Source organism: Chamaesiphon sp. VAR_69_metabat_338, assembly GCF_031423935.1.
In the GTDB taxonomy this organism is placed as follows: domain Bacteria; phylum Cyanobacteriota; class Cyanobacteriia; order Cyanobacteriales; family Chamaesiphonaceae; genus Chamaesiphon.
In genome coordinates this window covers 1-6,209 of sequence record NZ_JANPGM010000175.1, presented here as the reverse complement: position 1 = coordinate 6,209, position 6,209 = coordinate 1, and the positions used below count along the sequence as shown (strand labels likewise).

Genomic DNA, 6,209 nt, shown 5'->3' with positions numbered 1-6,209 from the left:
GATCGGGCGATCGAGATTTTAGATACGCCACCTGCGCTCGTCTCCGAGGATGATTCGCGCTATATTGCGGCGTCTCATTTGATTAACTTTCAGACAGACAAGTCGATCGCCGCCTTGATGCGAGCATTGCAAGAAACCGATCCGAGTCTGGATAATAAGATCGTGCGGCGTAAATCGATCGAAATCTTGGGGCGATTGCAAGCAGTCCAAGCTCTGCCTGCGATCCGCAGCTGTCTCCAAGAAGATGATTGTTATACAGTCGAAAATGCGGCATGGGCGATCGGTGAAATCGGTACTCAAGATCCCGAAATTCTCGCAGAATTAACTCAGCTCCTCGCCAAACCGGGGCAAAGCTATCGGGTGATGATTCACACCCTGACGAAGTTAAATTATCAGCCTGCGGTTCCATTCATCAGTAAATTTATCAATGACGCAGATCCGCCGATCGCGAGTGCGGCGATCGCCGGAGTCTGCCGTCTGACTGGGGACTCTACCCAGATGACGCAGGTAGTCGCCATGCTGCAAAATCCAAATGTGTTAGGACGGCGACTATCGATTCAAGATTTAATGGATGCACGGTATTATGCGGCGATTCCCGATATTGCGAGCTGCCCCGTGTCTTTGGTATTTAGACTGCGAGGAATTCGGACGCTCGCCGCAGCCGGAATTGGCGATGGCTCGATCGATTTTGCCACCATCCAACCCTATTTAGAACGATCGTTACGCGATCGACCCCAAGATCTCAAACTGGTACACAGTTACGATCGAGTACCCGAACTTCCCGTACTGATTCGCAACTTATACGAAACTGATTTCGGCAAGTGTTATTTAGCCACCCAAACGATCGTCGAGAGCTATCCAGACGCCGCTCCAGCGGCGTTATTTGCCGATTATGAAGCAGAAGCTAATAATGATTACGGTGCCCATTTTCATATCATGAAAATCATGGGTTGGCTCAAACATGCCCCTGCTTACGATCTCTTAGTCGAAGCTCTCCACAATACTCAGCCCCAATTCCAAAAATCTCGCGCCGCTGCGGCGATCGCACTAGGCGAAATCGGCGATGTGCGAGCGATTCCTGAATTACACAAGTGTCTAGAAACTAAAATCTGGGATCTCAAATATGCCACGCTGATGGCACTAGAGCAATTAGGCGATAATAGTGGTTACAATATTTTAGCCGACGATCCTGACTGGTTAGTAAGCGCAAAAGCTAACTCCAAACTCTCACTTATCTGAGATCGATCGCAACCAAATCCCTGAAACCTTGAAAAATAGTAGGCTGGGTTGAAGAGTGAAACCCAACTATCAATTATCAATTATCAATTAAACTCATGTCTATAGAAGAACGCTTACAACAACTAAAGCACCCAAATCCGCACATGCGCGATCGAGCGATGTGGGAACTAGTCGATAATCCCGACGAAACCACGATTCCGCGCCTGATGAGCATTCTCGATGATGAGGATACCACCTATCGGCGGGCGGCGGTGAAAACTCTAGGCGCGATCGGGCACGATACCGTCCCCCCGTTAGTAGCAGCCCTCCTCAAGAGTGAAAATGTTACCGTGCGCGGCAGCGCGGCTAAAGCACTTGCCCAAGTAGCGATTAATTATCCTGAAGATCCCTTCCCAGCAGATGGGATTGAGGGATTGACAACTGCGCTCCAAGATCCAAATCCGGTAGTTAATATTGCTGCAGTCATGGCGATGGGTGTCATTGGTGCGCCAGTCGTCGGTAATTTAATTGAGGCTTTACAAACAACGGACAATCCGGCACTAGCAATGTCGATCGTCAATGCCCTCAGCGCGATCGACGATCCGCGCTGTTTAACGGCGATTAACATTTTGTTAGCAGATGAATCGATCGATTCCTATGTTAAAGAAGCGGCGACTAGTGCCTTATCACGGTTAGAAATGACAACTAAATTTCAGAGCGAACGAGCGTGAATAACCGACTACGGGCTGGGGAAAAATCGATCGACGATCTCATCAGTTTACCGATGTATCCGAGCTAGTAAGTAATGATAGATGTCCCATCTCAATGGCTACAAGGTATTGAAGAATTCAATGCATGCGAGTATTACGCCTGTCACGATACTCTCGAAGCTTTGTGGATGGATTCGATCGATCCAGACAAAAAATTCTATCAAGGCGTACTGCAAATCGCCGTGGCTTGCTACCATCTCCACAATCGCAACTGGCGTGGTGCGGTGACTCTCCTCGGTGAAGGGATCGGACGATTGCCTTATTATCAGCCAGTATATGCAGGCATTGATGTTACTAAGTTAATTCAAGATAGCCGCTACTTGTTAAATACACTCCAATCGATCGGGATTGAAGGTATTAATGATTTTGTCGATCGACTAGCCGAAGATTCAAGTATTTTACCGATGGTTAATTTAGTTAGCAACCCAACTAATTAAGTATTAATATCCGATTTATTATTTACAGCCTCAGTCGATTCGATTTGACTGGGAGATTTTACAGCAGTTTCGATTGCGTCTACTTCTTTTTTAAACTCAGACTGAAAATCGTTCGAGGCTTCCTGGAAACCTTTAATCGCCTTACCGAGACTCTTGCCGATTTCTGGTAACTTTTTGGGGCCAAATACCAATAATACGACAACAGCGATCGCGATAGTTTCCGGTAAACCAATCCCAAAAAAGTTCATAATCTTCTTCCTACTTCCAATTGCTCTGGTTGTGTGTAACAGTTCTACACCATTGTTGTTTCGAGCTAGATTGAGGATTCTAAACGTCCCGACTCGATCGCCTAGCTCTCAATTATTAACTATCAATTATCAATTAATTTAGTAACTATCGATCGGGTATGGGGAGAGTGAATCCTGACGATCGTCATCCAGAGATAACCCGATCTAGAGGTTATCCGTAGTCACCCACCCCAATCTCCAGTCACGGGCGATCTTATTGTCCGCCGCCGCCACTCCAGTCAACAGAAAAACTATCGAGGACGAGAGAGTTATTGTAGATTTGGAGGATGATCAGTAAAAAGACCGCAAATAAGAGCATAAATACGCCCATGACTGGGGTAGTGCCCCAGCCTGGAACGACCTTACCATATTCAGCATTTAGAGGTCTGAGCAGATCTCCTAATTTAGTACGTTGTGCCATGTGTCGATAATGTTATGTGAATACTATTATATAGGCGGGGTGGATACATTCCACATCCCCAGTGTACCAACAAAATTCTCGTTTTCGACAACCGCTCCCGTTCTAGTTTTGAGGAGGAGTCACACGTGGTGAGTGGCACAGCGTACCGGAGGTAATCGCGATATACTGTCGATCTCTTAAATATTTGGTAAATTTTTGTAAAATTCATTAATATTGTAAGAGAAGCAACATCCTTAAATTAAATTAATCATGGAATCTGCAACAGTTCTTAGCATTACCTTGGGTGCAGCGGTGATCCTCACCACTGCCTACGGTCTATACCTGTCTTTTGGTGCTCCCTCCAAGCAATTGTCCGACCCCTTCGATGACCATGAAGACTAAATTTAGTTGAGAGTTGAAAGTTGAGAGTTGAAAGCTGAAAGCCGATCGAGCCAGTCTTAGGGTAGATGGTTCCCACCGTCTACTTTTCAACGGCTCTAACTATTCGTTAATACCACTTGTCAAACGATCGCCACCGCTGCGGACAGTAACGGGAAGCCTAGTTTTTCGCGCTGGGCAAGATAAAGGTGGGCGACTTGTCTGGCTAGTCCGCGTACTTTGCCGATATAGCGCGTCCGTTCGGTGACGGAGATGACACCACGCGCATCGAGCATGTTGAAGGTATGGGAGCATTTGAGGACATAGTCCAAGCTCGGCATCACCAACTCTTTGGCAATTAATTGTTCGGCTTCCTGCTGGTAGAGATCGAACAGGGTAAATAGTAATTCGGGATTGGACGCTTCAAAATTGTAGGTAGACTGCTCGATTTCGGATTGAAGAAAGATATCGGCGTAGGTAATCGTGTCGTTCCACTGGATCTTGGCGATCGAATCCACGCCTTGAAGATACATACACAGCCGCTCCAAGCCGTAGGTAATCTCGATCGATACCGGACGACAATCGATACCACCACACTGCTGAAAGTAGGTAAATTGCGTGACTTCCATCCCATCGAGCCAGACTTCCCAGCCGACACCCCAGGCACCCATGGCGGCATCTTCCCAGTTATCTTCAACAAACCGGATATCATGGTCGGCTGGCTCGATGCCCACCGCGCGGAGTGAGTCGAGATAGATATCCTGAATGTTATCGGGAGATGGCTTAATTAAGACTTGGTATTGATAGTAATGTTGGTAGCGGTTGGGATTTTGGCCGTAGCGACCGTCTCCCGGACGGCGACAGGGTTCGATGTAAGCGACAGACCACGGTTCGGGGCCGATCGATCTCAAGAAGGTATGATGGCTCTTGGTAGCTGCACCTTTTTCAGTATCGTAGGCTTGGACGATCGCACAGCCGCGATCGCTCCAGAATTGGTTGAGAGTGGCGACGACAGATTGAAAGTTCATGAATAGGGGATAGGGATTAGGGGATAGAGGATAGGGGGTCGGCTTTAGGTTTTAGGCTTTAGGGAATAGGAGATAGGGGTTAGAGGATATCTGAAAAGTCAATTCTGTTAAGCCTAAACCCTAGAAATCCCCCCTAGCCCCCCTTAAAAAGGGGGAACCGGAATTAAAGTCCCCCTTTTTAAGGGGGATTTAGGGGGATTTCGATCTACGATTTACATCAAACAACCTTATTCAGACATCCTCTTAGGGGTTAGTTAAATTACCAACAATCGCCTGGATTGAATCGGGATGTTGCTCGATCGCATCTAGGAGCACAGAAATAGTGGTCGATCGGGTGTAATAATTTAAGATTGATTTCGGGATTTGACCAGAAATTGCTAGAATAGGCTGGCATCAATAATTATGCAAGTGAATGTAACCAAAGTCAGTCTTTTCGATCGATTGGGTTGCTCATATAGTAGTTTGAGTGCCGGATCTGGGAACGATCTACATATCGCCAGATGCCGCTCTCTAGGATAGCCAATCTGCTCGGTTGTTACATACCTAATATTTCAGTCTCGAAGATCCCGATTACCATGAGAGGGAGATCGAAAAATTTGACTCCGTCCGAAGGCATTTTCTATGAGTTCTGCACAATTCCCCCCCAATCGGCCTCCATCGCAACCAGAGGCTGCCACCAGACCTGCGAAACCGATCAAACGACCGAAAAAACCAGATCCGGCAGATTATCCACCTTTGCCACCGATGTTCCAACTGACGGGGAATACACCAATTCCGCCAGCTAGCGAGCCGCTCCAGTATCGGGCGATCGGCTTGATTTTGGGTAAATATATCCCCTCCAGTGAAGAATTCAATCAAGGGATGCTGTTGGCGGATGATGGGACGGAGATCGACGCTGTCATTCTCGGTCGGATCATGAGTTTGATCAAAAACCATCTGGATCTAGAAAAATCGCATCTGTGGGTGGTCTATCCGCGCATTCGCAAGGAAGATAACAAGCTACACGCCCAAATCATGGGCATGTGGGATCCGCAGTTGACGATCGAGCCAGTCGATCCTACAGACCCCGAGCCACCGAATGCGGCAGATCCCGCGCCCATAATTCCCACGCTCGAAACTTTGGGCATTCCCGATAGCTATTTTTCAATTCGGGGCGAAGTCATCTATCAATCGCGGGAAACCAAAGAAATTTTCGTCAAAATCCGCCAAGCTCCCAAGAAGAAAACTGACGAAGAGCGATATTTCAAAATCCGCTTAGTTGGCGATCTGCCGCAAAAGTTAGTCGGTAATTTTTGGGATTTCGATGCGATTCGCGTCGATAACGATTTACAGATCCACAGCGGTCAATTTGTCGCGACCGTCCGCGCCAAATCCCCGCGTAAAGGCGGTGGTAAACCACCAGATGGGAGTGGTGGTAGCTCCAAACCATTTAAGAAGTCTTGGGATGCTTCAGAAGCTAGAGAGTCAGCACCTCGGAGTGATGTCGATCGACCAAAACCCGCACCAGTAAAACGATCGCTCCCACCGAAGCTGGATTTACCAGATCCTTCCTAAGTCGATCTCAAAGTGCGCACCAGGTTGAATATACTAGTGCTTAGTCTAGACTCAGGGTACCCACAAGCGGCGTTTTTATGCGGAGGTTCCCCCCGCATAAAAAAACGACAAGACAGGGGCACCCCTACAAGTTATCT

General features: G+C 47.5%; 8 protein-coding genes. 5 read left to right on the top strand and 3 right to left on the bottom strand.

The window, feature by feature from the left end; genetic code table 11:
• The 3 genes from RMO84_RS05195 to RMO84_RS05185 form a co-directional block, all read left to right on the top strand.
• The coding region (locus RMO84_RS05195; protein WP_310487411.1) for a HEAT repeat domain-containing protein at positions 1–1,239 on the top strand (1,239 nt) is incomplete at its 5' end.
• Positions 1,240–1,334: 95 nt separating this feature from the next.
• Positions 1,335–1,949, top strand: coding sequence for a HEAT repeat domain-containing protein (locus tag RMO84_RS05190; RefSeq protein WP_310487410.1), 615 nt, complete (start codon positions 1,335–1,337; stop codon positions 1,947–1,949).
• Positions 1,950–2,023: 74 nt separating this feature from the next.
• Positions 2,024–2,425 carry a DUF309 domain-containing protein gene (locus tag RMO84_RS05185; RefSeq protein ID WP_310487409.1) on the top strand — a complete coding sequence of 134 codons (402 nt, stop codon included), beginning with the start codon at positions 2,024–2,026 and terminating at the stop codon, positions 2,423–2,425.
• On the opposite strand, the gene RMO84_RS05180 is transcribed toward RMO84_RS05185, so the two are convergent.
• The gene (locus RMO84_RS05180; RefSeq protein ID WP_310487408.1) at positions 2,422–2,673 is read right to left on the bottom strand and encodes a TatA/E family twin arginine-targeting protein translocase; all 252 of its coding nucleotides are present in this window, start codon (positions 2,671–2,673) and stop codon (positions 2,422–2,424) included. The genes RMO84_RS05185 and RMO84_RS05180 overlap by 4 nt on opposite strands.
• A gap of 253 nt (positions 2,674–2,926) precedes the next feature.
• Positions 2,927–3,133, bottom strand: coding sequence for a photosystem II reaction center phosphoprotein PsbH (gene psbH / locus RMO84_RS05175; RefSeq protein ID WP_310487407.1), 207 nt, complete (start codon positions 3,131–3,133; stop codon positions 2,927–2,929).
• Positions 3,134–3,382: 249 nt separating this feature from the next.
• Between psbH and psbN the strand changes: the two genes are divergently transcribed.
• Positions 3,383–3,514, top strand: a complete 132-nt coding sequence (gene psbN / locus RMO84_RS05170) for a photosystem II reaction center protein PsbN (protein ID WP_310487406.1) — start codon at positions 3,383–3,385, stop codon at positions 3,512–3,514.
• 119 nt (positions 3,515–3,633) lie between these two features.
• On the opposite strand, the gene glyQ is transcribed toward psbN, so the two are convergent.
• Positions 3,634–4,518: a glycine--tRNA ligase subunit alpha gene (gene glyQ, locus RMO84_RS05165; RefSeq protein WP_310487405.1), complete on the bottom strand. Its 885-nt coding sequence runs from the start codon at positions 4,516–4,518 to the stop codon at positions 3,634–3,636.
• Positions 4,519–5,139: 621 nt separating this feature from the next.
• On the opposite strand from glyQ, the gene RMO84_RS05160 reads away from it, so the two are divergent.
• Positions 5,140–6,072 (top strand): hypothetical protein, encoded by a 933-nt coding sequence (locus tag RMO84_RS05160; RefSeq protein WP_310487404.1) that lies wholly within the window; start codon positions 5,140–5,142, stop codon positions 6,070–6,072.
• Positions 6,073–6,209: the final 137 nt, after the last annotated feature.